Here is a 25,968-nt window from a genome sequence, read left to right as displayed (position 1 = left end):
TGCACATGCTGCACATGCACACTGCCCGCCTTATCCGGCGATTACATTTCATATGAGTTGTACGCGAACCGGAACATAAGAGTCTGCTTTTTGGGAAGGAAAAAGGATTCTTAGTTTATGCCGATTCATGTTATATTTTATTATTTATAAAAAGACCTTGTCAAGAGAGTCGATAACCGCATTAAAGTCAAGAGAATCAATCCGGGAAGTAAATCTCCTCTTCTTCCCCCTCAGAATCCTCCTCTTCCCGGAGAATTCCCAGCACCTGACGCACCATTTCACCTGTAAATCCCCGCCGCATCAGAAAGGCTCCTGTCTTCCGGCGTTTGTCATTTACCTCTCCCCGGATCGTATTCCATTTCTTCCTTCCGGTCAGCAGTGCGCTCTCCAGCTCCTGCTCGGGGGTAATCTGATCCAGCGCCTCAGTAATCAGCGATTTATCAATGCCTTTCTCCCGCAGCTCCTGCCTGATCCACATCTTGCCCTTACGCTGGCTGGTGATCCGCTGCTCCGCCCACTGCTTGGCGTACAGGGGATCATCAAGCAGACGTTCCTGCTCCAGCCGGAGCAGAACTTCAGCAATAACAGTCTCCCCTATTTCCTTCTCCCTTAAACGGCGGGCCATCTCCTGTGCGGTCCGGGGTTTGCGCTCCAGATATCTCAGCCCCTCCACATAGGCCCGCTGGCGTTCATCTGCTGCAACGATATCCTCCAGATCAGCTTTTACAAAAGTGCTTCCGGTAATCATCCGGTATTTAATCATGACATCTTCATGAACAGTCATGTTGTATGCTCCGAAATGAATCAGATAACGGTAATTCGACTTCTTCAAACGTTCTACACGAGTAATTACCAGTTCCTCATCGGCCGGAAAATCTGCCAGCACCTGCTCATCCTGCTCTTCCGGTTCAGAATCCAATTGTATTACCATCCTGTATTTCACCTCATCAGCTATGGAAATAATGATTAATTTACGAAAAGGCACCCTGTCAATCCTCACAGGGCGCCTACCGATCTTGTCTTCATTATTTAATTATTATTATGAATTAGATTACTCAATCTCAAGCAACAGCTTCTCTTCTTCCTCTTGCTCTGCAACCACATCAGCTTCGGATGGCGCAGCTACCAGAGTGGATAAGTTGCTTGCTTCACGGATCTTGTTCTCGATCAGCAGGGCAATATCCTGATGTTCCTTAAGGAATTGCTTGGAATTCTCCCGGCCTTGGCCCAGGCGTTCGCCTTCATAAGAATACCAGGCACCGCTCTTGTTGACGATATCCATTTCAGTACCGATATCCACAAGGCTTCCTTCTCTGGAGATTCCTTCGCCGTACATGATATCCACATCGGCTTGCTTGAACGGAGGCGCAACCTTGTTCTTCACGACTTTGATCTTTGTGCGGTTACCCACCACATCGTTACCCATCTTGATACTCTCTACCCGGCGTACATCCAAACGGACAGAAGAGTAGAATTTCAGAGCGCGTCCACCCGGAGTAGTCTCAGGGTTACCGAACATCACACCGATTTTCTCACGAAGCTGGTTAATGAAGATTGCAATCGTATTGGATTTGTTGATGGCACCTGACAGCTTACGCAAGGCCTGGGACATCAGACGGGCCTGCAAACCTACGTGAGAGTCACCCATATCGCCTTCGATTTCTGCCTTCGGTACCAGAGCTGCTACAGAGTCAACTACAATGATGTCTACGGCTCCGCTGCGTACAAGGGCTTCAGCAATTTCCAAGGCCTGCTCACCTGTATCTGGCTGGGACAACAGCAGTTCATCAATGTTCACGCCAAGCGCATTCGCATACTTGGGATCAAGCGCATGCTCCGCATCAATGAAGGCAGCTTGTCCGCCTTGCTTCTGTACTTCTGCGATCGCATGAAGGGCTACCGTCGTCTTACCGGAAGATTCCGGTCCATATACTTCAATGATACGTCCTTTGGGAAGTCCGCCTATACCTAGTGCAATATCAAGTGCCAAAGATCCGCTAGGTACAACTTCCACTTTCATGTGCGTGGATTCTCCCAGTTTCATGATCGAACCTTTACCGAATTGTTTTTCTATTTGACGAAGCGCCATATCAAGCGCTGCACGACGATCTGACAATCAGATCACTTCCTTCACTGTTTATAGTATTATAATAACGTGTTTTGGAGGTCTTGCCAAGCTTTTTTTAGAACATACATTCGTTTTTTTTACTCCCAGGGATAATACTCCCTTTTATTGTAAGGCAAACGGACCCTTTCATGGATTTACATATACAACAAAGAACCGCAGCAAGATTGCTCTAGCCACGGTTCTTCCGCATACCTAAATTATATACCGCCCAGGGCAGTTATTGCAAGGCCGAGCCTTCCAGCGGAGTGGCTACCTTGCGTTCTTCCAGCCGGCGCCAGAGGCGGTACAGCAGGGCCTTGACTGTGCGCAGGCGGATGTTCTCACGGGTTCCCTTGAGATTCAGCTCATATACTTCTGTCTTACACCCGCGCTCGGCCAGTCCTACGAACACAAGCCCCACCGGCTTGCGCTCGGAATATCCCGGTCCGGCTACACCGGTAACAGATAAACCGAAGTCCGTATCGGCAATCATGCGCACCTGGTCCGCCAGCACTTCGGCAACCTCGCGGCTTACCGCTCCGGGAGCATCCGGGCCTTCAAGCATTGCGGAAGGCACATTCAGCAGTTTTTTCTTGATATCATTGGAATAACACACGATCCCCCCGGCGAACATGGATGCGCTGCCCGGGATATTCGTAATGCTCTCCATGAGAAGACCGCCCGTGCAGCTCTCGGCAGCGCTTAGAGTCAGGCCCGCATCCGCCATCCAGTCCACAATCAGCTGCTCCAGCGGCACATCAATGTTGGCATACAGATGCTCCGGCAGAATCTCAGCAATCTGCTTCTCGAGCACATCAAGCTTAAGCATAGCCTCACGCTCGGACGGCGCCTTGGTGGAGATACGTACGGTCACTTCGCCTTCCTTGGCATACGGTGCTATCGTAGGATCGCTCTGGCTGCGGATCAGATCAATCAGCTTGTCCTCCAGGAGCGATTCACCAATCCCCGCAAACTTAAGCATCTTCGAGTAGAGCGGCATTTCGTTCGTCAATGCATGCTGCTGCAGCCAAGGCTTCGCCTTATCCGTGAACATCGGCTTCATCTCCCGGGGCGGACCCGGCAGCACGATATAATACTTGTCCTGTTCCGCAAAAGCAATCCCTACCGCCAGGCCGATATCGTTGGACAACGGGGTTGTCCCTTCAATGACCAGCGCCTGCTTACGGTTATTCTCAGTCATTACGATCTTGCGGTCATCGAAGAAGCGCTGCACATGATCCATAGCAAGCTGGTCAATGTGAAGCGTACGGCCAAGCGCCGCAGCCAGCGCATCTTTGGTCAGATCATCCTCTGTCGGGCCGATCCCGCCGGTAAACAATATAACGTCGGCGCGGCTCTGCGCAATCCGGATCGCTTCCTGCAGACGGCTTTTATTGTCCCCGACGACCGTCTGAAAGTATACGTCAATTCCTAACGCAGCCAGCTCTATCGAAAGAAACTGCGCATTGCTGTTCACGATTTGTCCAAGTAGAAGTTCTGTTCCAACGGCAATAATTTCTGCTTTCATAGCTGACGTTCTCCTCCTGATTGTAGAATTAGAGCAAGATTCAAGCTGCGCTGCGCGCCTCAGGCTTTATCAAATTCAAGCAGATCCTTGTTCTTCACGAAATAATCAACACCTGAATATATGGTGATAAGGGCTGCTGCCCAGATCGCAATATCATCCACAGGAATGCTGACGAACTGGAACGGGAAGTTGTTAAGGAGCAGGAGCGAAATAGCGACGATCTGAATGACTGTCTTTATCTTGCCCCATTTGCTTGCAGCCACAACCTTCCCTTCAAGCAGCGCCACCTGGCGCAGGCCGGTCACGGCGAACTCGCGGCTGATGATGACAATAGCAATCCATGAATCGCAGCGGCCCAGCTCCACAAGCGAGATCAGCACTGCCGAGACCAGCAATTTGTCCGCCAGCGGATCAAGCAGCTTACCCAGATTGGTGACCATGTTATACTTTCTGGCTATGTAACCGTCAATTCCATCTGTACTGGCTGCAAGCAGAAAGATAACTGCCGCGACCAAATGATTAATGGAAAGCTGAAAGGAGCCCCAATGTATCGGTTCCGGATAGAAGCTGAAGTCCACCAGCAGAAAAAACATCATGATTGGGATAAGGCAAATACGTGCTAATGTGATACGGTTGGGTAAATTCACTGAAGTTTCCTCCCCTAGTCTAGACGAATCCGATATTCCAGCATTTTCTTCAAAACTGCTTAGCTAGTATATTATAGCCCTAAATAAGTGTCAAAAAAACATAAAGCACCCCGCAAGTAAGTTACGTATACACTGCGGGGTACATAGTCTTACTTTAAATTGTTAAACTGCAAATCCAGCGGCAAATCAGCTTTGCGCAAGAGCTGGATAATTTGCTGGAGATCATCACGGCTTTTGCCGGTAACACGGATCTGATCGCCCTGGATCGTGCTCTTGACCTTCAGCTTGGAGTCGCGGATCAGGATGTTGATCTTCTTCGCATTCTCCTGGTCAATCCCTTGCCGCAGACCCAGCCGCTGGCGTACAGTACCGAGTGAAGCGGGCTCAACTTTGCCGAAATCCATATTCTTCAGCGTAATTCCCCGCTTAACCATCTTTGTCTGGAGAATATCAATCACGGCATTCAGCTTGTATTCATCCTCTGAGGCGATTACAAGCGCATCCTTCTCCAGCTTCAGGCTGCTTTTGCTGTTCTTGAAATCAAACCGGTTGTCAATTTCCTTCTCGGTCTGATGAACCGCATTGGTCAATTCCTGCATATCCATCTTGGATACAATGTCAAATGAACTTTCGGAACTCATGATTCCACATCCTTTACTACAATTAGTCTGTTCCTATTATATGAGATAGGGGCTCTTAAGTCTAATAATGGAAAAGAGCCCCCGGATACACAAGTAGAAACGGATGCCATCCTTTTGAAGGACGCACCCGTTTCAGCGAGAAAGATTACACGCCTCCCGGAATTACCGCCGGGAGACGCTCACATCTGAATATTATCTGCTGCGTGCAGGAGCCCGGAACATATCCAGAATTCCCAGCAGAACATGTGCCAGTCCAAAGCCCAGAATACCATATCCCCAGGCGCTCGGTGTCAAATAATACCCCAAGAGACTGACAATAATGCCAAGCCCTGTAACAATCCAGCTGACGGTCATGAGAGAATACACCTCACTTTGGCGTTAGAACTGTTAAACACTTCTAGGTTCTCCAATCCGCCAAAGACTATACATCGGATTTACTATTCTGCTGAAGTACTTCCGTCCGTGGCACCGTTCGCAGCACCATCCCCGCTGCTATCCAGTTCAAGAAGCAGACGTGATGAGGTTTTGCCGTCGGTAACGGCCTGTCCGTTCACTGTAATCGTTGTAGCCGGTGAATAACCGGATTTGATATACATGCCTTGATTGCCCAGTGTAAAACTCAAATTATCCCCGGCCTTAGTGTTCCCGAAGCTGAGCTTCTCCCCCTTGGAGTTCTCGCCCTGGTAGACTTCAAGCCAGCTGACTCCGGTTGAGGCAATCTCAACCTTAACCTCGGTTCCGGCAGGTGCCGAGACCTTATAGATAGTCGTTTTGCCCGATTTACGGTCCTGGGTAACGGTGACGGACCCCGGGGAAGACGACGGTGACGGCGATGGCTCTGGAGAAGCCGTAGGTGCCACAGTTGCCGATGCTTCCGGATTGGCAGTGGCTGCCGCATCAGCTGTTGGTGTTGGCACTGCCCCGCCGCCCCCAGCAGCGGTGGCCGAAGGCTTCACTTTGGCCGGATCTTGTGTTGCGGTAGTCATACTTCCTGAATCCGCTTGTTCCGGCTCTGAATCATTCAGCGTTGAAGATGCATACAGATAGATGACCACCAGGATAAGAACCGGGAAGGTCCACATGAGCAAGGTTGGCAGCCACTTGGCATTGCGTTCCGTTTCGGGCTTGCGGCTCCGCTTCTGGATTACGGTCTCCATAGTAGTATCGACAGGAGCTGCCGGGACATTGCCGTGCTCCTCCATTAATTCATCCGGGTTAACCCCGACCGCCTCTGCATAGGTTTTGATAAAGGCCCGGACATAAAAGCTGCCCGGAAGCACTTTATAATCACCTGCTTCGATGGCTTCCAAATATTTTTTGCGGATCTTTGTTACTTCCTGGACATCATCAAGACTCATCCCTTTTTGCAGACGAGCTTCCTTCAAATGCCGGCCCAGTTCCGACATACCATCACCTCCTAAAAGTTATGTTAGCGCTGCTTCTCTGAATGAGCTTCGTACAAAACTCGCTCCGGAAGCATACGCCCATTATGTTAAAGATCTTCACTGTAGCTTGTCGTAAACGACTCGTACAATATCTCTTCGTTCGGTGTATTGCGCAGCTCAATAATGATATCAAAGTCATCGAAGGTGTACTCCGACTCCCGCACGAAAATATCAGGATGCTCAATCACCTTGGTGCTCGGCATAGCCATGACATTCTGCAGCAGGTTATAGTGCTTCTCATTGGAGCGGATGGTGCTGACAATGCCGTCAATGATAAATACATTATGCGGGTTCAGCTCATCTTCAGCCAGCTGGCTGCGGACCGTCTGCCGCAGAAGCGTAGAGGAAACAAACGTCCAGCGCTTCATGGCACAGACGCTTCCGGCAATAATAGATTCCGTCTTCCCTACCCGGGGCATACCACGTAGTCCTATAACCTGATTGCCCTCCCTTTTAAACAGCTCGCCCAGGAAATCCACCAGCAGTCCGAGCTCATCCCGGGTGAAGCGGAAGGTCTTGCGGTCATCTGAATCACGGTCAATATATCGTCCATGCCGGACGGCAAGCCTATCCACAAGCCGTGGAGTACGCAGTGCCGTAACCGTTATATTATCAACTTTTTTGAGCATTTCGCCCATCAGCATGATCTTCTCATCATCGCTTGTTTCCAGCAGCATTCCGCGTGTCTTGCCTTCTACGCCATTAATCGTCAGAATGTTGACTTCCAGCATCCCCAGCATAGAAGCGATGTCGCCTAACAGACCGGGTCTGTTCTTATGTATCTTGTACTCCATATACCACTGTTTATATTCCACTTTTGCGCACCTCATAGATTCCTTTTCCCTAATATGCCGTCTCCGGCACCCGGGTCATGTTAATGATATATAAAAAAATTTTGAAAGGCAAGGACACGATTGTAATAATTGCAGAAAAGCTCCCGCAAGGGGAGCTTCATCCGCGTACCTATGCGTTTTTCTTCGCCAGTTTGACCATGAGTCCGGCAATGGTATGCTTCTCATCATCGGTTCCGACATCCCACAGCTCTTTGATGGCCCGGTTGGAGTAGTTGCCCGGATCGACCTTCTTGTCGAGGAATTCCCCGATTTCAAAAGCCAGCTTGGTGATGGTCTCGTCGCTCATCCCCATTTTTTCGGCCTGAATGACCCGGTCTCCCAGAAAGCTTTTCCAGGTATCAAAGTTCTTCACTACGGAATCTGTTGACATCTTAAATCCTCCTCAGGTTTGTAATGATATTGAGATTTAAAAGCAACAGTTATAATATGTCTCAAGCCGGAATTTCTTATGCTGGAGCATTTCTCCAGAACCTCATGGTTGGCATTGATAAGTGAGTTAAGTGATCCAGCCGCCGTTCGGACTGATGATCTGACCGGTGATATAACCCGATTCAGGCAGAGCCAGAAAATAAACAAGTGATGAAATGTCCTCAGGAGAAGCCAGTCTCCCCGCAGGAATCTCATCCTCCAGCATCTTCACCTCATCCGCCTGCAGATTAGCCAGCATAGCCGTCTGGACCGCTCCGGGCGCCACAGCGTTCACCGTAACCTTGGAGGGTGCCAGTTCCTTGGCAAGCGCCTTGGTAAAAGCATTCACCCCGCCCTTACTCGCCGAATACGCCACTTCACAGGAAGCGCCGGAGATCCCCCACACCGAAGACACGTTAATAATCCGCCCGTAACGCTGCGTAACCATATAAGGCATGAAGATCTGGCTGCACATAAAGGTGCCCTTCAGGTTCACCGCCATAATATCGTCCCACTCTTCTTCGGTCAGATCGGCTAACATCCCATAGTGTGCTTTCCCCGCATTGTTGACCAGAATATCCGGCATCATGCCGCTCGCGGCAAGCCTCTCGGCCATACGTACAAGCTGGCTGCGGTCTTTCATGTCCGCAGCCACTGTCATAACCTTCGCACCCAGCGCCATACAGCGCCGCGCCACATCATTTGCCGCTTCATGCGAGTTCATATAATGAATCACGATGTTCATTCCCACCGAAGCAAAACGCTCGGCGATCGCTCCGCCGATTCCCCCGCTGCCCCCGGTAATGAGCACTGTCATTTCGCCAATCGGTTTGCTGTCCTCTCCCGGTAATGACATTAAGGACTCACCACAAGCGACACAGCCAGCTGCTCCCAATCGACATGGTCATGGAGCCGGGCATTCACTTCATCCAGAGTGATCGATTCATACAGGGGAAGCACTTCAAACAGATCTCCTCCGCGGAACTGGTAACGCGTGAACTCATGGGCAATGCTCTCCGGCGAATTCAGCATCCGCAGGAAGCCGCCGATTTTCTTTTTGCGGGCACGCTCGAAATCCTTGGCGGCGAAGCCCTTCTCCAGAATAAGTCCGACTTCTTCCTTGATCCGCTCCAGCAGCAGACCCGGATCTTTGGTGTCACCGCCGATCGCCGAGAACGCATACTGCGGGGAGCTGTTGAATTCATGACCGAAGCTGTCTGAGATCAATTCCTCATCATAGAGCTTCTGATACAGCGCTGTACTGCTGCCGAAGAGCAGATCCAGCATCAGCTTGGTTGTCAGGTCACGGCGCACTGCCGCTTCACCGGTAAGCCCATCCACCTTCTCCTTGAACCCGAACATCATTTTGGGAATCGAGACCGCCAGCCTGCTCTCCACATGCTTCGAGGCCACCTCTTCCGGCTCCGGATCGAAGATGCGGGTAATTTCGCCCTGCTTCTCATAGCTCTTGCCCTTCTGATTATTGCGGATCAGTTCAAATACCTTCTCAGGATCAACGCCGCCGACAATGAACAGCAGCATATTGCTGGGATGGTAGAAGGAATTGTAGCAGGTATACAGCGTTTCTTTGGTAATAGTTGAGATTGACTCGATGGTTCCGGCAATATCAATGTGCACCGGATGGGTGGCGTACATGGCTTCAATCAGACCGAAATATACGCGCCAGTCGGGATTGTCGGCATACATATTGATTTCCTGGCCTATGATTCCCTTTTCCTTCTCCACATTCTCATCCGTGAAGTAAGGACGCTGTACAAAATCGACAAGGGTGCTGAGATTCTGCTCAATGTTCTCCGTCGCAGAGAACAGGTATACCGTCTGGTCAAAGCTGGTGAAGGCGTTCGCGGACGCACCATTGGAAGCAAAGGTGGCAAAAATATCACCTTCCGGCTCCTCAAACATTTTATGCTCCAGGAAGTGGGCAATTCCGTCAGGTACTGTGGTCTCTTCACCGCCCGCAACCTTAAAGTGATTGTCTACCGAACCGTATTGTGTCGCAAAGGTGGCATAGGTTTTGAGAAAAGCCGGCTTCGGCAGCACATACACCTGCAGACCGTTATCCATAACCTCGTGATAGAGTGTTTCTTGAAGTCTTTCGTAATGGAGCTTCTCCACCCTTATTCCTCCTTCCCTGTCAGGAAATAAATCGTATCCAGCTCGAAAGTATCCGCTGCTGCCTTCACTTCTGCCGCTCCAAGGCTATCCACCTGGTCCATCAGCTCTTGTGCAGTACGGTCTTTGCCGGACAGCTGGCGGTTGAAGTCGAAGGAGATCATCTCGAACGCGGAATCCTGAATTTCGGACAAAAGGTTGCGGATCATCGCTTTGGTCTGGCTAAGCTCAAGCTCACTGATATTGCCGGCCTTCAGCTCATCCAGCTGCTTGCGGATAATATCAACGGCTTTGCCGTAATTCTGGCTCTCGATCCCCGATTGAATCGTTCCGATGCCCTTATGGCCGTCATAACGGGAAGAGGCATAATAGGCCAGGCTCTCTTTCTCACGCACGTTAACGAACAGCTTGGAATGCGGGTAACCGCCGAGAATGCCGTTGTACATCAGCGCAGCAGCGTAACTGTCATCCTTGTAAGTGATTGAAGTCCGCAGCCCCATATTCAGCTTGCCTTGATTAACATCAAGCCTCTCTTCTACCGTCCGTACTTCCGTAACCGTTACCGGAGTGAAATTGGAGACATAAGGTACAGATTCGGAATGCCGGGCACGGCCGAAGTGGGCCACAACCAGCTTCTCAACTTCCTCGGGAGTAGTATCACCAACCACATACAGATCAAGTGTAGCTCCGTTCAACCAGGAGTTGTAGCTCTGATACAGCGATTCAGGTGTGATGCCATCGAGATCGGCCCGCTGGCCGAGGGGATGCAGACGGTACGGCTCCTTGCGGCACATTTCCTCAATGCAGCGTTCGGCTGCGTAACGGATTTTGTCATTTACAATGGATTCCAGCTTCTTGCGGATGGTCTCGCGTTCAGTGGCTACATAAGAAGCCCGGAAGCTTCCATCCTCAAGCAGAGGACGGGTTAACACCTCTCCCAGAAAAGCAAAGGATTCCCCAAGCAGACTCTCCTTGCTCTGCACAAAGGAATCATTGATCGTATCCATCCGGAACTGGACAATCTGATAATCTCCGCGTTTGTAAATATCGAAGCCGAACCCTGCACCATACAACTCCTCCAGACGCTCGCGAAACTCAGTGGTCTCCGGGTATGAAGCAGTACCCCGGCGGAGTACAAAAGGAACCAGCGCTGTAGATGTAACTGTACTCTCCTCAAGCGGAACGCCGGCATAAAGTGAAATGGCGAACGTCTTGAACGCCTTCGTAGGCAGAACGTGTATACGGATGCCTGCGGCGCTGCCATGTTGAAATCCATTATTTGTCAAGTCCAAAACTCCTTTACGGCGTGGATAGAAGCGTTATAACAAGTTTATGAAGTATTATCCATTCTAAACCATTCCAAAGTAAGGAAGCAACCGGAGGACAGCGTACCGGTTGCTCTCAGGAATATTTTATACAGGCTGCTACATGCAGAAAATATGCTCGCCGATGGTCTTCACCTGCGGACGGGACCAGATCCACTTGGAGGTCGCGGTCTTGGGATTGAAGTAATAGATACAGCCGCCCGACGGGTCCCAGCCGCTTAGTGCCTGCTGCACGGCTTTGCGTGCCTGTTCATTAGGCTCCAGATAGATCTGCCCGTCGGCTACAGCCGTGAACGCTCCAGGCTGGAATATGACCCCCGAAGGCGTGTTCGGGAAGCTGGGCGACTTCACGCGGTTGAGAATGACTGCGGCTACTGCCACCTGTCCTTCAAAGGGCTCACCGCGTGCTTCGCCATAAACAGCGTTGGCCATAATCTTCAGATCATTCTCGGACAGGCCCATCGAGTTGCCGGAAGACAGCTCGGCAGTATTGGATTTGGCCGTGTTCTTGGGTGCGGCTTTCTTTTGGGCGGTAGACGTCCCAGGCGCTGTCGGCTTCCAGGCAGTCGTTGCATTGTATAGCTTAAGCTTCGTCTTGGCTCCGACAACCCCGTCGGATTTGAGGCCGAATTTCCACTGGAACCAGGTAACGGCACTTTTGGTTTTGGTTCCGAACTTGCTGTCAATCTTACCGTTGAAGTAGCCAAGATGCTTCAATCTTCCCTGCAGCTCATACACATCCTGTCCGCTGGAGCCAAGCTTAAGCGGGGTTGTGCCAAATGCGGGCAGTGCTTCTTCCCCTCCATCAACGGTACCGGTTGCTGCCTGAGGTGCGGCATACGGCTTGGCATAAACCAGGTCATGATCTTCAAAGATTACACCGGCAAACGGTGCAGCTGCGAGTGCCAGGGTAAATGCGGCAATCATCCACTGTTTCTGTTTTGTCATGAGGTTCGCTCTACCTTTCTCTTGTAAGTTCTGCATGAATGGCTAAAGTTATTATGACGACTGGCAGGACTTCCTATACATTAACGCAAAGCGGCGGAGCGTAAATTCATTGCAACTGAGAACGATTATCAACTATAATCGGGATATGAAACAACAGGAGTTGAGAAGAATCATGAATTTGAAGGACCATATCGTCCTGTGGAACCATGCACTAATAGAAGTGATTGATGTCCGTAAGGCCTCGTTCGCTGCTGGACAGCCTCCGCTGCAATACCGCCTTCCGGCTAATACATATATGTACATTGTGCGCGGTAGTGCAAGTGTGCTTATAGAGGATATACCTTATGAAATCAGCGGTTTCAGCGTTATTCATGGGGGTAAAGGTACAATGGTCCAAGTGCTGAAGACACAGGATGTTCTGGATTATTACTTAATTTTGTACCGGTCTACGCTAACCCTTCCCGCACGGCAGCATGTAGCAGCACTTATGGAAGGCAATGGGCTAGTGGCAGAGCCATCTCTGTTCATTCCTGCTCATCCGCTGCCGCTGTACGAGATTCTAAACCGGATGTACGGCGAATGGGTAACCGGCGGCTTCCTGGAGCATCTCCATGCCAAGACCCTGTTCTATCAATGGGTCCATGAGCTGCTTCATCAGATGCAGGGGCAGGAGCTGCAGCCACTCAGAGCGGATGTACTGGACCAGGCTGTACGCTACATGCATGATTCTTACAGCCAACCGTTAACACTCGATACACTCGCAGGCACTCTGGGCACCAGTCCAAGGACCTTGTCAAGGTTATTCCGGATGCGGCTTCAGACCAGCCCTGCCCAATATCTGGTTCAGATCCGCATGGACAAGGCCCGGGAGCTGCTGCTCGGCACAGAGGCCACACTGCATGATATTGCTGTTGCTGTGGGCTACCCGGATGCATATTCTTTCGGCAAAATGTTCAAGAAGCACTACGGAACCTCTCCGGTGAGGTATAAGAATTCTTTGCATTCTGCTTCCCCATGGCCGGATATGCCATCTGCCCTGTCCGTATATGACATTGCCCGTGAAGACACTCTTCGTTATATTGATGATGATAATCATTATCAATTTCATCTAAAAGGAGCGTCATCCATGTTCAGAACGGCTAAACCATCCCTAATGTTCACCTTGTTGTTATGCTTCACCATAGTGTTAAGTGCATGTTCCTCAGGGAATGCCACTACGACCACAGCGGGCAGCGGCAGCAACACGCCTACCTCTTCGCCTGCTGCGACGGCAACTGCTACAACGTCCCCTGATAACACGGCTGCCGGGGCACAGACCCGGACAATCTCTACGGTAAAAGGAGATGTCGTGGTGCCTGCCGATCCTCAGCGTGTCGTGGTGCTGTATCTGCTGGGCGATGTGCTGGCTCTGGGCATTAAGCCCGTAGGTGTCTCTAGTGTAAATGAAGGTGCTGCCTTCGAGAACGAATTGAAAGATGTACAGAAGTTAGGAAGTTGGTTCGAGGCCAGCCCGGAAGCTGTCTTATCGCTTGATCCAGATCTGATTATCGTTCCTTCTGAGGAAACCTATGCAGCACTGCATGACATCGCACCGACAGTGCTGGTCCCTTATGAGAAGATGACGACCGATGAGCGGGTAGGTTTCATTGGACATATTTTCGGCAAGGAAGAACAGGCTACCACCCTGTTGAACAGCTTCAAGGCCAAAGTAGAGGACAGTAAGCAGAAGCTGCAGGAAGCGGGAATCCTCGGTTCCACGGTCTCCATCATGGAAGGCGGCTCAGACCGCAGCATGGTAGTGGTCATGAGCAAACAGTACGGCCGGGGTTCACAGGTCATTTATGAATATCTTGGAATGAAAGCACCTGAGATCCTTCAGCAAAAAATTGATTCCAAGAGCGATATGGGCGGTGATTCCGTATCCTTCGAAGTGCTGGCCGACTACAGCGGGGATTATATCTTCCGCTCCTCCTATGAGGGTATGGCTGATCTGACCAAGGACCCGTTATGGAACAGCATCCCCGCAGTCAAAGAAGGCCGCTTGATGAATATTGACTTCGGATTATCCTATTACAGCGATATTTACTCCCTGAACGCACAGCTTGATTTCATTGTGGACGCCCTGCTTGCCGCCCCACGGGTGAAGTAGTACAGTTCATGGTTGTACAAAAAAAGAGATGACCCGTAACTTGGGTCATCTCTTTTGCAGTTTAGGAGCTCAGTCTGCTGTGCTGGTACTGCTCTAGCGACATCAGCACCTCACGCGGCTTGCTGCCCTCGTAAGGGCCGATAACACCTCTGGCCTCCATAGAGTCGATTAGGCGCGCAGCGCGCGTGTAGCCCACCCGCATACGCCGCTGAAGCAGCGATACCGAGGCTTGCTTGGCTTCGAGTACAATCTGAACCGCTTGTTCATACAGCTCATCCTGCGGCTCCTGATCTTCCGTTAAGGTATCGTCTACCTCAGGGACAAGGGATTCATCGTAATTCGCTTCCCCCTGGCTGCTGACATACTGAACAATGGTCTCCACTTCCTGATCGCTCATGAATGCGCCCTGGACACGGATCGGCTTGGAAGCACCCATCGGCAGGAACAGCATATCCCCGCGTCCGAGCAGCTTCTCAGCCCCCGGCATATCCAGAATGGTCCGGGAATCGACATTCGACGAGACGCCAAAGGCAATACGTGAAGGAATATTCGCCTTGATGAGTCCGGTAATAACATCCACAGAAGGACGCTGTGTGGCGATAATCAGGTGGATTCCTGCCGCCCGCGCCATCTGGGCCAGCCGGCAGATCGCATCCTCCACATCATTCGCAGCGACCATCATCAGATCGGCAAGCTCGTCCACAATGACAACAATATAGGGCAGCACTGCCGCCGGGTTGTCTTTCATTAAGGTGTTATAGCCTTCCATATTACGTGTGCCTGATTTGGAGAATAGCTCATAGCGTTTCTCCATCTCTACCACAATTTTCTTCAGGGCAAGACTGGCACGCTTGGGGTCCGTAACTACCGGAGCCAGCAGATGCGGAATGCCGTTATATACATTCAGTTCGACCATCTTAGGGTCAACCATGAGGAATTTCACTTCATTCGGCTTAGCCTTATACAGGATACTTGTAATAATCCCGTTGATGCAGACCGACTTACCGGAACCGGTAGCTCCCGCTACCAGCAAATGGGGCATCTTGGCCAGATTGCCGATAATCGTCTGCCCGGAGATATCCCGTCCGAAGGCAATGGACAGCCGTGACTCCGCATCCTGAAAAATCTGTGTCTCCATCACTTCACGCATGGTGACGACCGAGACCTCCGCATTCGGCACTTCAATGCCGATCGCAGATTTGCCGGGAATCGGCGCTTCCATGCGGATATCCTTGGCTGCCAGTGCAAGCGCAATGTCATCGGTAAGATTGACAATCCGGCTGACCTTCACGCCGATATCCGGCTGAATCTCATAACGGGTCACTGCCGGTCCGCGGACCACTTCCAGCACCTTAGCCCGTACTCCGAAGCTCTCCAGTGTGGCCTCCAGCTTGCGGGCCGTCTGCATGTAGTCGTTCTGATCCCCCGCCTTGGCCCCGTTATTGGGCTTGGCAAGCAAACGGAAGGACGGCAGCTTGTACGGCTTGGGAGGCGGCGGCGGGGGAACTATCGGTGCCAGCTCGCTATGCTCTGCCGTCTCCAGTAGTCCGTCCAGCTCTAGAGGAAGTGCTTCTTCACCGGAATCCCCCAAGGATGCCGGGTCTCCTGCCGGAGTCCGCTGCTCCGCTGCTCCGGGCCCTGTCACAGCGCCGCCGCGCGCAGCCGGTGAGAACTCGCTCCATTCTTCCCTGTCCTCGGCATTCAGCCCTTCAGCCCGGATATGCTCGAAGAAATCACGAATAATCGGAGTAACAGGCTCCAGCTCGTCGTCCGGGAAGTCCTCCTCGCCATCATCCTCAAGAGGAATGCCTCTGCCTGCGGCGAGTCCAGAGATGACCGGGCCGTTCCGCGGATCTGTAATGATGATATCCGGCAGTGCCTCCTCCGGATCTTCCATGTCTGCAGGCTGTTCATTGCGCGCAGATCCGCCGAACCAGCCGGCCACTCTGTCCAGCAGCTTCGACTGTCCGCGTCTGGGCAACTGCTGGTCAGAGCCGTCATCGTCTTCATAATAGTCCTCATCATCTGCCGGCTCCGGGGCTGTGACTCTGCTGGATCGGGCAGGTCTGCTGTTCACCACCGGAACGGCTGCGGGGCGGTTCGCTGATCTGAGCTTAATTCCCTCAATCAGCTTGACCGTTCTAACCCGGAGCAGAGTAAACAGCTCCACATAAGACAGGTTGGTGATCAGCATGAAACTGATTGCCAGCAGCACAATCATCAGCAGCTTGGCCCCCAGATTGCCGAACAGCCACAGCAGCGCAGCATATTCAAGGGCTCCGATGTAACCTCCGCTGATGTCCTTGCCCAGCATGTACACACTGCTGTCGCCAGCGCCCGGTGAGAGGGCGCCGGATAGATCATTATGTATTTGTGACAGTACGTTGCCCGGATGCAGCATACCAAGCGGGCCGAGCTTTTGCTGCATCGCCGAAATGGTACTCATCAGGCACATGGACAGCAGCAGGAGCAGGCCCCCGGTATAGCGGCTGTTCCAGCCAGAAGGCCATTTCCGGTGAATCATCACCATCAGCCCGTAAAAAGTTCCCGCCAGCGGCAGCACAAAATAGAATCTGCCGAGTAAGTATCCCGCCATGCTTGACAGTGAGCGTCCAACAGCCGCTTCGCCCGACAAGGCAATGACCGAAATCGTAATAAGCAGAATTCCGTAGATTTCATATTTTAAAACACTGCCCAGCAGCGCTTTTTTCTTCTTCTTTCTCCGTTTAGCCACGCCAGCCACCCCCGAGACAACATTATACCATATAATGGCGTGGCGTACCTATGTTCTCTTTTGTCAGAATATGCATCTTTAGGCTGCTTGTTCGTACTTATTTGTCTAACTGTAGGATGGCACCGGGGGAGAAAGAAGCATCGAGATATTTATCCAGCGGACACTGCAGCAGCCGGACCACCCTCGCCTGACCTCCATCCAGCAGCTCGACCTGCATCAGAACACCTTGAATAGTCATCTCCTGCACGGACTGGGCATAATTGAACGCCCCCTCGAAGACTTGCTCCATCGGCAGAATCGTATAAAAGGTCATTGGGTCAGCCCTCCTTGCGGAAGAGTATCGTTCATCAGCGGGGGCGCAGCGGCAATCATCCGGTTCAGATGGGCCAGCGCGGCCCCAATACCGCCCACCTCATCCATAAGACCAAATCTGACGGCATCCTGTCCGCCTACAGCGGTGCCGATATCCCGGTTGAGTTCTCCGGTTTTGAACATCAGATCCTTGAATTGGGATTCTGTAATGCGGGAATGTGAGGTTACAAATTTAACCATCCGCTCCTGCATCCGCTCCATATACTCGAAGGTCTGCGGCACTCCGATAACCAGGCCGTTCATCCGGATGGGATGAATGGTCATGGTCGCACTTTCGGCAATAATCGAATACGTGGAGGATACCGCGATCGGTACGCCAATGCTGTGACCTCCGCCGATTACCACCGTTACCGTCGGCTTGGACAAGGAAGCGATCATCTCGGCAATAGCCAGTCCCGCCTCTACATCTCCTCCAACCGTATTCAGGATTATCAGCAGCCCTTTGATCGTCTTATTCTGTTCGGCTGCAACAAGCTGGGGAATGATATGTTCATATTTCGTTGTTTTGTTATGGGGCGGCAATACGAAATGCCCTTCAATCTGCCCGATAATCGTCATACAAAAAATATCCGGCTCTCCTGCCGGAACTGCCGTTTGCCCAAGCTCCTTCAGCACCCCCACCGGTCCAGGTATCATTGCCGGAGCCGGCTCATTCACAACTGGTTTAACCTCGCCGGGCAAAGTCTCTTCGTTGCTCTCTCCGCCGGCATTATTTGCTTCTGTAAATTCCATCGTGCGCAGCTCTCCCCTTCTGACTGCAGTACTCCTGTGCGGCAGCCATTCTGATTTCTGTTAGTATGACATTCCGGGGGACTCCCTTATGCACTATATAGCTGCAGATATATTAAAAAGCGGCCGCTTCATAAACGGCCGCCCTGTATTTAATACTTATCCACCACCGCACCCAGCGCTGCTCCGCGCACGTAGCTCTGGCCCTTAAGACTCTTTAATTCTTCGGCGGTGCCGGTCACGACCACGCCCAGAATACGGATATCACCGGCCTCCGGTGCAGCCTTGTCTTTTTTCAAATAATTGAAGATCCGCTGATATTCACTGTGATAATTGTCTTTCTTGTCCACTCCAGCCTGCACTGTGCCGATGAAATCCTCGGGCTTCGCCTGATCCCAATCCGGCCGGTTCCCGAAGCCGTAGACTCCGAATCCTGGACCCATCGGCGTGGGGTAATTCAGTTTATTCGCGTCATTCTCGTTCGGATAGGGCTTGAAGTTGAATCCTTCCCGGTCATCATACGTGTCCACCCAGTACCAGACCTGGTTTATGCCTGTGGGCAGCAGGCTTTTCGCCTCTTCAAATGAATAGTCCTTATCGAAGGATACGGACAGCTCCACCCGCTTGTCTCCGTTCATCCGGTCCAGCTCGGGAAGATCATTGATGATCTTTCCGTTGTAATCGACTCCCGGGATATAGAAGGCCATCTCTCGTTGTCCATTGTCTGAATTATAATTCCGGTAGTACTCGTACCCCTCCTGCTTCATACGCGGATCTTCAACAGTCAGGTTTGACTCGCCGCCGTACGCACCCGTTGTGAAGGGGAACCACCAGGGATTGTAATTGAGCCATCTGGTTTTCCAGGGGATAGGTACGTCATCGACAATCTTGTAGGTATTCATTTCCAGGACGCCTGACAAAAAGCCGCGGTTATCCTTGTAGCCGGAATCGAATTCATTGGGGCTGCTGATCATTCTGTATTTCTGTTCGCTATAGTGGGCATTCATGGACAGATGACCTACAAGCTGTGCTGCTCCATAGAAGACGATCAACAGCGTAAGCAAACTGACTCCGAGTGAAATCAAGATGCTGCGGATCATACTCTTCCGTTTGGTTTTCTTCAGGGTCTGCATAATATTCTGGTCTTCTGCTTCATCCCATGGGGCTGTCATTCGCCCTCACCTCCATATAATTGTTGAAATTGCTGTCTGGCCCGGTAGAGCGTAGCCTTCACGGTTGCTTCTGAAATGCCAAGCAGGGAGGAAATTTCCTTGTAGGAAAGGTCCATTTCATATTTCATCAAAATCAGCTGCTTGTTGACCGGATTCAAGCGGGCCAGCACGCCCTCAATCTCCTCTTTCCGCTCCCTGCGCAGCAGAACCGCCTCCGGCAGCTCCTGCTCCTGGGCCGGATGTTCTTCCACCTCTTCACCGCTATACAGATACCTCTTCTGTTTGCGGCAATAGTCAAAATACCGGTTGATCGCAACCTTATATAACCAGGCGCTGAATTTGTGCTCATCAATTGACTCCAGATACAGCAGCGCCTTATACACGGTGTCCTGCACAATATCTTCAGCATCCGAGGCTTCGGCACCGAGCCGGATCAAATAACGGCGAATCTCCGCCAGTTTGGGTTGGAGCACCCTCTCCATGTCTTTAGGCTCCATTCTGCACCTCCTTGCCTGTATAACGGTCAGCTTGCCCAAATGTTATTCCCGGCAGATAAAAAAAACACAAAAAGCCCCTCCTCCCCAGGAAACCGTCCAATATTTCCGGGAAGAAGGGGCTATTGCCCTGCATATATTCTTAAGAAAAGCTCTTAATTACACTTCCATGATGATCGGAAGGATCATCGGTCTGCGGCGGGTCTGCTCATAAAGGAACCGGCCGAGCGAGTCTTTGACACTGGTCTTCAGGGAAGCCCATTCATTGACTTTCTCACTCATCAGACGCTGCAGCGTTCCGGAGACAATCCGGTTCGCTTCGTCTAAAAGACCTTCTGATTCCCGTACGTATACGAATCCGCGTGAGATAATGTCCGGACCGGAGACAATGGCTCCGTTCTGCTTGCTGAGGGTTACCACAACTACCAGAATACCGTCCTGGGACAACAGCTTACGGTCACGCAAGACAATATTGCCGACATCGCCGACACCAAGTCCGTCAATCAGCACGTTGCCTGCAGTAACCTTACCGGCTCTGCGTGCTGCACCTCCGGAAATTTCAATCACTTCACCAAGCTCGGTGATGAAGATGTTGCCCGGTTCTACGCCGACGGATTCAGCCAGAAGCGCATGTTTGCGCTGCATGCGGAATTCACCGTGAATAGGCATGAAATACTTCGGCTTCATCAGGTTGAGCATCAGCTTCAGCTCTTCCTGGCTGCCGTGACCGGATACGTGAACGCCGGAGTTGGAGCCGCTGTAGATCACGTTGGCACCCAGACGGAACAATTCATCAATGGTACGGCCTACATATTTCTCATTACCCGGTACCGGTGTAGCCGCAATAATAACGGTATCCCCCGGCAGGATATCCACCTTGCGGTGGCTGGAACGCGCCATACGGGTCAGTGCCGACATTGGCTCGCCTTGGCTGCCTGTGCACAGTACAACTACACGGTTGCCGGCCATTCTGTTCATCTCTTCAGGCTCAATCAGCATACCGTCAGGAATGTGCAGATACCCGAGCTCGGAAGCAATAGATACTACGTTAACCATGCTTCGGCCAATGACTGTAATCTTACGGCCCGTGGCTTCAGAAGCATTCACTACCTGCTGGATACGGTGCACGTTGGAAGCAAAGGTTGCTACAACTACACGCTGTTCAGCTTTGCGGAAAATATCCTCCAGCACGATGCCGACATTCTTCTCAGAAGGCGTGAAGCCAGGCTTCTCGGCATTGGTGCTGTCTGACAGCAAGGCCAGAACACCCTTCGATCCAATCTCTGCCATACGGTGCAGATTGGCAAATTGGCCGTTGACTGGCGTGTGGTCAAATTTGAAGTCACCTGTGTGGACTACATTACCTTCCGGTGTCTCGACGCATACTCCAACAGAATCCGGAATACTATGATTGGTTCTGAAGAAGGTTGCCTTAAGGGAAGTACCCAGCTCCACTTCCGAATTCTCGTCAATCAGAATCCGCTTGGTTTCGCCAAGCAGGTTAGCTTCCTTGAGCTTGTTCTCGACAAGGCCCAGGGTAAGTCTTGTTCCGTATACCGGAACATTCAGGTTCTTAAGCACATAAGACAATCCGCCAATGTGATCCTCATGTCCGTGGGTAAGGACAATCCCTCTTACCTTGTCACGGTTCTCAGTGAGGTAGGAGATATCCGGTATTACAATATCAATACCAAGCATATCTTCTTCCGGGAATTTCAGACCGGCATCAATGACTACAATGTCGTTGCCGTACTGAACTACGTACATGTTCTTCCCAATTTCGCCGACTCCGCCCAGTGCGAATATCGTCAGTTTATCGTTGTTGTTTTTTTTGGACAAATGAATCTAACCCTCCTATGATGTTGGACGTCATACTTTTTATTTGTTAACAATGAGCTTCAATATTTCAGCGGCGCTGTAATATACATCAAAATGCTGTTAACTCCTTATTTCGACAAGGAATTTCCGATAAGCCTGTATAATTGCGCAAGTCTAAACTCCCGAATCGGGCAGTAAATATCGTCTTGAAGCGGGCAAACGCCGTCAAAATTCCACCACCGCGCCCCTCGCGCGTAAATCCGGCATATTTAGCACAGACTTATTCAAGGACCTATCCTGTCTCACAATGCAAATTCACATTGCCGGAAGATTACCGCATATTTTATTTTAACCGCACCAAGTCACTTAAGTTCATTATACATGATTTTTTTGGCAAAAGACAAGTCACCTTGTGCCTGGTCCTATTCTTTCCTTAACAAACAGCCATTATTTGAGGAAAAGACAAGCAAAAAAGCGCTTTAGAGCTTGCTTTTTTTACATAGTCTTTATACGGAGCAGACAAATAAAAAAACCGGCGCTCCAAAGAGCGGCCGGTTAACGGTATGAATCTGCTTATGAATATAATACGATTCCTATTTAAGCAAAGCGGCGATAAAGGCCGCCTCTTCTTCCGTCGGGGGAACCAGCGGCAGGCGGACCGAGCCTACATCGACCCCGCGCAGACCCAGCGCATACTTGACGGCTGAAGGATTAGGCAGCGGCTGGGGACATTCGAATAGTCCCTTGAAGACTGGAAACAGCTTCCGGTGTAGCTCACCTGCACGGCTGACATTACCGGATGTGAAGGCTTCAACCATCTCCAGCATCTCTGCTCCGACGACATGGCTCGCCACACTGATAATTCCGTGACCGCCTACGGCAAGCGTGGCGAGACCGGCAGAATCATCCCCGGAGTAGACATGGAAGTCATCCGGGCAGGCAGAGGCAATCCAGGTAATCTGATCGACTGACGCGCATTCCTTCGTAGCCACAATATTCGGAATCTCCGCCAGCCGCAGTGTCGTAGCTACACTCATACTCACCGTAGTCCGGCCGGGTACATTGTACAGGATGCAAGGCAGCGAAGTCGCAGCAGCGATCGCAGAGAAATGCTGGTAGAGCCCTTCCTGATTGGGTTTATTATAATAAGGGACGACCAGAAGGACACCGTCTACGCCGATTTTCTCAGCTTCCTTAGTGAGTTCAATAGAATGTCTGGTGCTGTTGCTGCCGGTACCGGCAATGATTTTACAGCGACCGCCCGCTTGCTTTTTGACAAAAGAAAACAGCTGCAGCTTCTCCTCATCACTTAAGGTCGGCGATTCGCCGGTTGTTCCGCAGACTACCAGTGCAGCGGACTTTTGCTCTTCGATCAGATAGTCAACCAGCCTTGAAGTTGCTTCCCAGTTGATTTCTCCCTCCCCGTCGAACGGGGTTACCATTGCGGTTATTAGTCTTCCGAAATCCACTTTGAATTCCTCCTTGTCAGCGGTGCAATTCAAATTTGGTATGCAGCGCGCGAACCGACTGCACCATATCTTCCTTCTTCACCAAAACCCAGATCGTTGTATTGGAATCTGCCGATTGCAGAATTTGGATATTTTGCGAGCTGAGCGCCTCAACAATCCGCGCCATGATTCCCGGAACACCGTTGATGCCTCCGCCGATTACCGAGACCTTGGCACAGCCGGACAAGCTCTTGGGACGCAGCCCCAGCTCCTGCAGCACAGCGATCGCCTGCTCTGACTTATCATCATTCACCGTATACAGCGCTTCACTTGGAGTTACGTTGATGAAGTCAACACTGATCTCGTTGTCGGCCATGCTCTTGAAGATCTGCAGCTGCACGCCCGTTCCGTTGCCCTCCGGGCATTCCACGGAGATCTGCGTGATATTGCTGACATAGGCGATACCCGTGACAAACCGGTCCACCACTCCATGCGAAACGTCGCTGAAGCCTTCCGGATGGGTCACCAGCGTCCCCTCCGCTTCCGAGAAGGTCGAGCGTACACGTACCGGAATCTGCGCCTGCATGGCAATCTCTACAGCCCGGGGATGAATAACCTTCGCCCCCTGATAAGCCATGTTGCAAATTTCCGTATAGCTGACATAAGTAAGCTGCTTCGCATCTTCGACAATCCGCGGATCAGCAGTGAGGATTCCGTCCACATCTGTATAGATATCAACCATATCCGCACGCAGCGCAGCTCCGAGAGCTGTTGCCGAGGTATCGCTGCCCCCGCGGCCGAGGGTGGTGAAGTCACCTGCTTCAGTCTGACCCTGGAAGCCGGTGACTATAACTACTTTATGCTCACGCAATTCGCGTAGAATACGTTCCGTCCGCACATCCAGAATTCTCGCATTGCCATAGCTGTTATCTGTCAGAAATCCGGCTTGCGCCCCTGTCAGCACCGTCGAACGAATACCTTCCTGCTCCAGCAGTCCGCACAGATTGGCCGCCGAGATAATCTCCCCGCAGCACATCAGCATATCCCGCTCCCGGTCCGGCAGGGAGTTCCCGCTCTGAACTGCCAGATCCAGCAGTGTATCCGTCGCGTACGGTTCCCCTTTGCGGCCCATGGCCGAGACTACTACCACCAGGCTGAATCCGCTGGCCAGCTCACGCTTGACATGACGGATTACGTGTTCTCTGGCCAACGGTGTGGAGAGTGAGGTTCCGCCGAATTTTTGCACTAAAATACCCATGTATAATTCCTCCATTACTTCTCTCAGCAAACCTACAGAACCCTACGTGAAATAAATCACCCCATGAAGCAGATGTGTTCGTAGTTGCGATACTTAAATGTAACTCCAGCATAAAATTGTACGTGCCGCCCCCGGGATGAGGACGGCAGAAATGAGGCATATCCGTTATGATTCCGTGATCTATGCTGAAGGAAACCGTCCGACCAGCATGGGCTGGAGCTGATGGCCCTGCAGGGCGGCGTAGCAGGCCTCGGGAATGAGATCCATACGCGCCACCAGCGAATTCGGCTTACCCTCGGGATTATCCTGCCCGAAGGGGACGAAATAGATATGTTTGGCTACCAGAAGCTTCGCAATATTCGCGGCATTGAGCCCCAGACCATCATTCGTCGAGATCGCCAGCACCAGCGGACGCTGGTTGCGCATCTGCGATTTGGCAGCCATCAGCACCGGACTGTCCGTCATGGCGTTCGCTAATTTGCTCGTTGTGTTCCCTGTGCAGGGAGCGATCGTCAGCACATCCAGGAGCTTGGAAGGACCCAGCGGCTCCGCTTCAACAATTGTAGAAATGATATCATTCCCTGTTATATCTTTCAACTGTTTTAACCAATTTTCCGAGGTTCCAAAGCGGGTGTCCGTATTCAGCACCGAAGCAGAAATAATCGGCACCACATTCGCGCCGCCGTCCATGAACCGCTGAATCTGCGGCATCACCTCCGCGAAGGTACAGTGTGAGCCGGTAATTGCATAACCTACTGTTTTTCCGTGCCAATCCATTCATTCATCCCCCCTGATTAAAGTCTCGTCCGATATCGACTGTACCAGTGCACCTGCCATAATAATTCCGGCGCTCTTGGGGGCAACAATGCCGGGAAGTCCCGGTGCCAGCATGGCCTTGATCCCGCGCTTCTCGGCATAACGGAAATCACATCCGCCCGGCGCGGAAGCCAAATCAATGATCACGCAATGCTTTTGAAGCCGTGAAAGAACCTGTGCGTTGATAATCATGCTTGGTATGGTATTGAAGATCAGATCCGCTTCAGGCGCATGCAGCAGCAAATCCTCCGTCATAAAAGGCTTCCAGCCCATTTCCGCTGCCCTTGCATAATGCTCCTGCTTTCTGACGCCTACCTTTACCGTTGCTCCCATTCCCTGGAGGGTCCTGGCCATCGTGAAGCCGGTCCTGCCCATCCCCAGCACCATCGAGGTGGAGCCGTGTATTGTAAAATCCGTGTTCTGGATAGCCATAACCAGCGCTCCCTCCGCCGTCGGAATGGAGTTGTAAATGGCTACATCGTCTCTGTTCAGCAGTTCCACCAGCTTCAGCGAATGTCCGGCACAAAGGCCGCGCAAATAGGTTTTGGCCATGCCGGTATACACAGTCGCATGAGCCGGCAAGGCAGTGATATGTTCCTCCCGCAATTGCAGGCGTTCCGAAGAGAACAGCGCATTAATGTAACCCTCATCATCGCAGCCGACCGCCGGCAGCACCAGCACATCTGCACGGCCGAGCAGTTCTGCCGACAGTGGTTCCAGGTTTACCCCCGGGCTTGGGGCATCCCATTTATCGAACCCGGCAGCGCTTACCGCCCCATCCATTTCCACACATTTCCGAATCACTTCAAGCTGTCTCGCGTCCCCGCCCAGGAACACGATCCTGATGCCAGTAAGCATAGGGATGACGCTCCTTTCCACATACACATTCGACTATAGAGCATCATATGCCGGATTCAGCCAATGGGTGAAGAGCGGAGAAGA

At 51.6% G+C, this 25,968-nt stretch carries 24 protein-coding genes; 1 reads left to right on the top strand and 23 read right to left on the bottom strand.

The features are described 5' to 3' along the window. Positions 1 to 196 precede the first annotated feature (196 nt). The 13 genes from HQN87_RS13005 to sleB form a co-directional block, all read right to left on the bottom strand. On the bottom strand, positions 197 to 931 hold the full coding sequence (locus HQN87_RS13005) for a regulatory protein RecX (RefSeq protein ID WP_173133409.1): 735 nt from the start codon (positions 929 to 931) through the stop codon (positions 197 to 199). 120 nt (positions 932 to 1,051) lie between these two features. Continuing rightward, the gene (recA, locus tag HQN87_RS13000) at positions 1,052 to 2,116 is read right to left on the bottom strand and encodes a recombinase RecA (protein ID WP_173133406.1); all 1,065 of its coding nucleotides are present in this window, start codon (positions 2,114 to 2,116) and stop codon (positions 1,052 to 1,054) included. Between the two features lie 229 nt (positions 2,117 to 2,345). After that, positions 2,346 to 3,635, bottom strand: a complete 1,290-nt coding sequence (locus tag HQN87_RS12995; RefSeq protein WP_173133403.1) for a competence/damage-inducible protein A — start codon at positions 3,633 to 3,635, stop codon at positions 2,346 to 2,348. Positions 3,636 to 3,694: 59 nt separating this feature from the next. Further along, positions 3,695 to 4,282 carry a CDP-diacylglycerol--glycerol-3-phosphate 3-phosphatidyltransferase gene (gene pgsA / locus HQN87_RS12990; protein WP_173133400.1) on the bottom strand — a complete coding sequence of 196 codons (588 nt, stop codon included), beginning with the start codon at positions 4,280 to 4,282 and terminating at the stop codon, positions 3,695 to 3,697. Positions 4,283 to 4,431: 149 nt separating this feature from the next. Continuing rightward, entirely contained in the window at positions 4,432 to 4,923 is a 492-nt protein-coding gene (locus HQN87_RS12985) for a YajQ family cyclic di-GMP-binding protein (protein ID WP_036724757.1), read from the bottom strand. A gap of 192 nt (positions 4,924 to 5,115) precedes the next feature. After that, the gene (locus HQN87_RS12980; protein ID WP_173133397.1) at positions 5,116 to 5,277 is read right to left on the bottom strand and encodes a hypothetical protein; all 162 of its coding nucleotides are present in this window, start codon (positions 5,275 to 5,277) and stop codon (positions 5,116 to 5,118) included. 83 nt (positions 5,278 to 5,360) lie between these two features. Continuing rightward, entirely contained in the window at positions 5,361 to 6,329 is a 969-nt protein-coding gene (locus tag HQN87_RS12975) for a RodZ domain-containing protein (RefSeq protein WP_173133394.1), read from the bottom strand. Positions 6,330 to 6,415: 86 nt separating this feature from the next. Then, entirely contained in the window at positions 6,416 to 7,183 is a 768-nt protein-coding gene (locus HQN87_RS12970) for a DUF3388 domain-containing protein (protein ID WP_173133391.1), read from the bottom strand. Positions 7,184 to 7,331: 148 nt separating this feature from the next. Beyond that, positions 7,332 to 7,592, bottom strand: a complete 261-nt coding sequence (locus HQN87_RS12965) for a DUF3243 domain-containing protein (RefSeq protein ID WP_036692667.1) — start codon at positions 7,590 to 7,592, stop codon at positions 7,332 to 7,334. Positions 7,593 to 7,718: 126 nt separating this feature from the next. Next, complete coding sequence (gene ymfI, locus HQN87_RS12960) at positions 7,719 to 8,486, bottom strand: elongation factor P 5-aminopentanone reductase (protein ID WP_173133388.1); 768 nt, start codon at positions 8,484 to 8,486, stop codon at positions 7,719 to 7,721. Continuing rightward, positions 8,486 to 9,766 (bottom strand): EF-P 5-aminopentanol modification-associated protein YfmH, encoded by a 1,281-nt coding sequence (yfmH, locus tag HQN87_RS12955; RefSeq protein WP_173133385.1) that lies wholly within the window; start codon positions 9,764 to 9,766, stop codon positions 8,486 to 8,488. Before yfmH ends, ymfI begins: the two co-directional genes overlap by 1 nt. 2 nt (positions 9,767 to 9,768) lie before the next feature. Continuing rightward, the gene (gene yfmF / locus HQN87_RS12950; RefSeq protein WP_173133382.1) at positions 9,769 to 11,049 is read right to left on the bottom strand and encodes an EF-P 5-aminopentanol modification-associated protein YfmF; all 1,281 of its coding nucleotides are present in this window, start codon (positions 11,047 to 11,049) and stop codon (positions 9,769 to 9,771) included. 138 nt (positions 11,050 to 11,187) lie between these two features. Then, entirely contained in the window at positions 11,188 to 12,036 is an 849-nt protein-coding gene (sleB, locus tag HQN87_RS12945) for a spore cortex-lytic enzyme (RefSeq protein WP_173133379.1), read from the bottom strand. Positions 12,037 to 12,208: 172 nt separating this feature from the next. On the opposite strand from sleB, the gene HQN87_RS12940 reads away from it, so the two are divergent. After that, positions 12,209 to 14,185, top strand: a complete 1,977-nt coding sequence (locus HQN87_RS12940; protein ID WP_254075473.1) for an AraC family transcriptional regulator — start codon at positions 12,209 to 12,211, stop codon at positions 14,183 to 14,185. 61 nt (positions 14,186 to 14,246) lie between these two features. On the opposite strand, the gene HQN87_RS12935 is transcribed toward HQN87_RS12940, so the two are convergent. From HQN87_RS12935 to dpsA, 10 genes are all read right to left on the bottom strand, one after another. Further along, complete coding sequence (locus HQN87_RS12935) at positions 14,247 to 16,919, bottom strand: FtsK/SpoIIIE family DNA translocase (protein ID WP_173133376.1); 2,673 nt, start codon at positions 16,917 to 16,919, stop codon at positions 14,247 to 14,249. Positions 16,920 to 17,016: 97 nt separating this feature from the next. Beyond that, the gene (locus tag HQN87_RS12930; RefSeq protein WP_173133362.1) at positions 17,017 to 17,232 is read right to left on the bottom strand and encodes a YlzJ-like family protein; all 216 of its coding nucleotides are present in this window, start codon (positions 17,230 to 17,232) and stop codon (positions 17,017 to 17,019) included. Next, a complete protein-coding gene (locus tag HQN87_RS12925) occupies positions 17,229 to 18,023 on the bottom strand; it encodes a ClpP family protease (RefSeq protein WP_281424902.1) in 795 nt (264 codons plus the stop codon). Before HQN87_RS12925 ends, HQN87_RS12930 begins: the two co-directional genes overlap by 4 nt. Positions 18,024 to 18,172: 149 nt before the next feature. Beyond that, positions 18,173 to 19,192, bottom strand: coding sequence for an anti sigma factor C-terminal domain-containing protein (locus tag HQN87_RS12920; RefSeq protein WP_173133359.1), 1,020 nt, complete (start codon positions 19,190 to 19,192; stop codon positions 18,173 to 18,175). After that, positions 19,189 to 19,689 (bottom strand): RNA polymerase sigma factor, encoded by a 501-nt coding sequence (locus HQN87_RS12915; protein WP_173133358.1) that lies wholly within the window; start codon positions 19,687 to 19,689, stop codon positions 19,189 to 19,191. The genes HQN87_RS12920 and HQN87_RS12915 overlap by 4 nt, the downstream gene beginning before the upstream one ends. A 156-nt stretch (positions 19,690 to 19,845) precedes the next feature. Then, entirely contained in the window at positions 19,846 to 21,525 is a 1,680-nt protein-coding gene (locus tag HQN87_RS12910; RefSeq protein ID WP_173133356.1) for a ribonuclease J, read from the bottom strand. Positions 21,526 to 22,097: 572 nt separating this feature from the next. Further along, positions 22,098 to 22,973 carry a 4-hydroxy-tetrahydrodipicolinate synthase gene (dapA, locus tag HQN87_RS12905; protein WP_173133354.1) on the bottom strand — a complete coding sequence of 292 codons (876 nt, stop codon included), beginning with the start codon at positions 22,971 to 22,973 and terminating at the stop codon, positions 22,098 to 22,100. A gap of 16 nt (positions 22,974 to 22,989) precedes the next feature. Next, positions 22,990 to 24,210 carry an aspartate kinase gene (dapG, locus tag HQN87_RS12900; RefSeq protein WP_173133352.1) on the bottom strand — a complete coding sequence of 407 codons (1,221 nt, stop codon included), beginning with the start codon at positions 24,208 to 24,210 and terminating at the stop codon, positions 22,990 to 22,992. A gap of 180 nt (positions 24,211 to 24,390) precedes the next feature. Further along, positions 24,391 to 24,987 carry a dipicolinate synthase subunit B gene (locus HQN87_RS12895; protein WP_173133350.1) on the bottom strand — a complete coding sequence of 199 codons (597 nt, stop codon included), beginning with the start codon at positions 24,985 to 24,987 and terminating at the stop codon, positions 24,391 to 24,393. After that, on the bottom strand, positions 24,988 to 25,884 hold the full coding sequence (dpsA, locus tag HQN87_RS12890) for a dipicolinate synthase subunit DpsA (protein WP_173133348.1): 897 nt from the start codon (positions 25,882 to 25,884) through the stop codon (positions 24,988 to 24,990). Positions 25,885 to 25,968 lie beyond the last annotated feature (84 nt).

This window comes from Paenibacillus tritici, from assembly GCF_013204885.1.
GTDB lineage: Bacteria > Bacillota > Bacilli > Paenibacillales > Paenibacillaceae > Paenibacillus_AQ > Paenibacillus_AQ tritici.
The sequence above is the reverse complement of the archived record's forward strand: the minus strand, read 5'-3'. Positions and strand labels throughout refer to the sequence as shown.